This is a genomic window from Pseudonocardia pini (genome assembly GCF_013870575.1).
Taxonomy (GTDB): Bacteria; Actinomycetota; Actinomycetes; order Mycobacteriales; family Pseudonocardiaceae; genus Pseudonocardia; species Pseudonocardia pini.
This window is the reverse complement of record NZ_JACBXB010000804.1, coordinates 1-2,451: the sequence shown is the minus strand read 5'-3', so window position 1 is coordinate 2,451 and position 2,451 is coordinate 1. Positions and strand designations below refer to the sequence as shown.

Annotated in this window: 4 protein-coding genes and 1 pseudogene; 1 reads left to right on the top strand and 4 read right to left on the bottom strand. The window is 71.9% G+C overall.

From position 1 onward, the window contains the following. Together H5J29_RS29210 and H5J29_RS29205 are read right to left on the bottom strand one after the other, a co-directional pair. Window positions 1-512, bottom strand: a 512-nt coding sequence (locus H5J29_RS29210) for an oxygenase MpaB family protein (protein WP_181784197.1), incomplete at its 3' end; no start/stop codon positions are given. A gap of 27 nt (window positions 513-539) precedes the next feature. Continuing rightward, entirely contained in the window at window positions 540-1,112 is a 573-nt protein-coding gene (locus H5J29_RS29205; RefSeq protein WP_181784196.1) for a hypothetical protein, read from the bottom strand. Between the two features lie 228 nt (window positions 1,113-1,340). On the opposite strand from H5J29_RS29205, the pseudogene H5J29_RS29200 reads away from it, so the two are divergent. Beyond that, a pseudogene (locus H5J29_RS29200) lies at window positions 1,341-1,676 on the top strand (histone-like nucleoid-structuring protein Lsr2); the annotation flags it as partial. A gap of 99 nt (window positions 1,677-1,775) precedes the next feature. Here H5J29_RS29200 and H5J29_RS29195 read toward each other — a convergent pair. After that, entirely contained in the window at window positions 1,776-2,126 is a 351-nt protein-coding gene (locus H5J29_RS29195; RefSeq protein ID WP_181784194.1) for a hypothetical protein, read from the bottom strand. Window positions 2,127-2,169: 43 nt separating this feature from the next. Continuing rightward, window positions 2,170-2,451, bottom strand: a 282-nt coding sequence (locus tag H5J29_RS29190; RefSeq protein WP_181784193.1) for an alpha/beta fold hydrolase, incomplete at its 5' end; no start/stop codon positions are given.

The window sequence follows — 2,451 nt, the reverse complement described above, 5'->3', positions numbered from 1 at the left end:
CGCGTGAAGTACTCGGCCAGCTCGGCCCGCGAGGCGGGCACGATCGCGGGGTCCAGCCCCACGACCTCGGCGGCACGCACGCTCTCGGCCACGTACTCGTCCGCCTCGGCCGCGGTGAGGATGCCGGACCGGCGGGCGATGTCGACGTAGGAGTCGATCTCGCCGCAGTGCACCCAGAGCAGGCCCTCGGGGGCGTCGACCCGGAACCGCGTGCCCGTGTCCGGGTCGACGGCGCTGAGCCTGCGGTGCAGGCCGCGGACCCTGGCCCCGGCGACCTCCACCTCGGCCAACGAGCCGAACGTGCGGGTGCCGACGAACTGCACGGTCCGCTCGAAGCGGGGCCAGGCCTTCGCCGGGTCGAACAGCGCGCTGTTCTGGAAGGTGCCGCGCATGACCCGCGGGTGCAGTGACTGCAGCAGCAGCGCGCGCATCCCCGCCACCCAGGTGACGGGTTCCAGGTGCACCCGCCAGGTCACCGACTGCGGACCGAACAGACCGTGATCGACGTTCATCGGTGACCTCCTCGGAGTCGGTCCGACTCAGCTCGCGAGACCCAGCGCCTGCGCGGGGCGGGCGAGGATGCCGCGCAGCTGCTGGTTGGGCCGCTGCTGCTCCCCGTGGACCGCGTTGATCACCGCGACCGCACCGGTCAGGACGGGGATGGCCCACTGGAACACGGCGAGCTGCCGCTGGGCGGCGGAGACCCCGTCGTCGGGCGCGTCGAGACCGGGCTCGGTGATGCCCTCGACCGGGCGCCCCTCGCCCTCGGCGACCTTCCTGCCGAGCACCCTGCTGTAGGCGGTGACGCCCAACGCGGCGGCGGTGAGGGCCGTCTTCGCGATCGAGGAGGCCAGCACGCCCTTCTGGGTGGCGACCCGGCTCTTGTTGGCGTAGCCGACGCCGACCGAGCCGACGAGGTGCACGCCGATCGCGGCGAGGTTGACCGGTGTCCACCGGTCCCAGCCGGTGTCGGCCAGCCGGAGCCGCTCCTTCGCCTCGGTGGCGGAGGCGGCGGCGCCGTTGAGGGCGACGGCGTTGGCGAGCGTGCCGCCGAACCAGGCAGCCAGGCCCAGGTCGTTCATGCTTCGGACGACGGTGTTGCGCAGTGTCACGGGAACTCCTGACGAGATCGCGGATGGAGACCCCGGCCGGCTACCCGAACCACGCTGCTTCATCCCGCCCGTCTTCGCCGGGTCGTGGCCGCACCCGAATGCGCGCGGTTCGCCGCAACCTGAGAAATCGCCGAGAAAGGACACCGGTCGCGTGGTCCCACTCGACATTTCCCGTCGATTCTGGATACTGCGAGGTGACGCTGCAGGAACGACCGAACGGAAGTGGACATGGCCCGGGTCACCGAAGTGACGCTGGTGGACGACCTGGACGGCGGGAAAGCGGATGAGACCGTCTCCTTCGCGCTCGACGGGAAGTCGTTCGAGATCGACCTGAGTGCCGAGCACGCCGCGCAGCTGCGGGACGCGATCGCCCCCTATGTCGGTGCCGCACGGCGCACGTCGGCCGGTGGTCGGCGGCAGAGCGTCGCCCCGGAGACCGCCGCCCCCGCCAAGAGCCGCGAGGAGAACGCGGCGATCCGGGAGTGGGCCAAGGCGAACGGGTTCGACGTGTCCGAGCGCGGTCGGCTGCGGTCCGATGTGGTGCAGGCCTACGCAGAACGCGACCGTACGCCGGAGCCGGTGGCCGAGGAGAAGCCGAAGCGCCGCTCGCGCAAGAAGGCCACCGAGGCGGCCTGACGAATCGGGGAATGCTTTTCCGCGGGGTCAGCGGCGTGAGTCGTCGAGGTACTGCAGCAACTCGTGCGCGGCGAGTTCCACGTCCTTGTGGCCCCACTCCGCCGCGCGGTAGTAGCAGGAGATGATCCCCATCCGGTGCAGCCTGCGAAAGTCGCCGAACACGAAGGCGTAACGGCGCTTGGTCTCCTCGCCGGCCCCCTCGGTGAGGCCGAGATGCCAGGCGCCGTACTCGGCCCAGGTGTGAGACTTCAGATAGCGGGTGCCGTCCGCGGCCGAGGGCTGGACGTCGCCCCACCGGCTGCGCAGCACGTAGCGGCGCGCGTCGATGAGCTCACGGGCGTGGCGGACGGCCTCGTCGTTGACCGCATATCTCGCCATCCGCCGATGGTGGCGTACCGGGAGCCCGCTGCGGAACCCTCCTTCAGCTCGCCTGCCACAGGTCCAGGATCGCGGCCGCGGTCTCCGCGGGCCGCTCCAGCGGCGGGATGTGCCCGGCGCCCTCGACGACCGCGACCCGACCGTCCGCGAGCTCGGTGACGGCCTTCTCCGCACGGGCGGGGGACCAGGTGGCGTCCTCGGTGCCCACGACGAGCAGCGTGGGCGCGGCGATGCGGGCGAGCCGGTCGGTGAGGTCGGGGCGCTGCAGCATCATCGCGTGCATCGCCCGGTGGACGCCGACCCGGTCGCCCGCGCGGAAGGCCGT

What these genes read in the sequence shown, in the direction of transcription:
- H5J29_RS29195 (WP_181784194.1), bottom strand. Translation starts at nt 2,126, where the DNA reads ATGGCGAGATATGCGGTCAACGACGAGGCCGTCCGCCACGCCCGTGAG.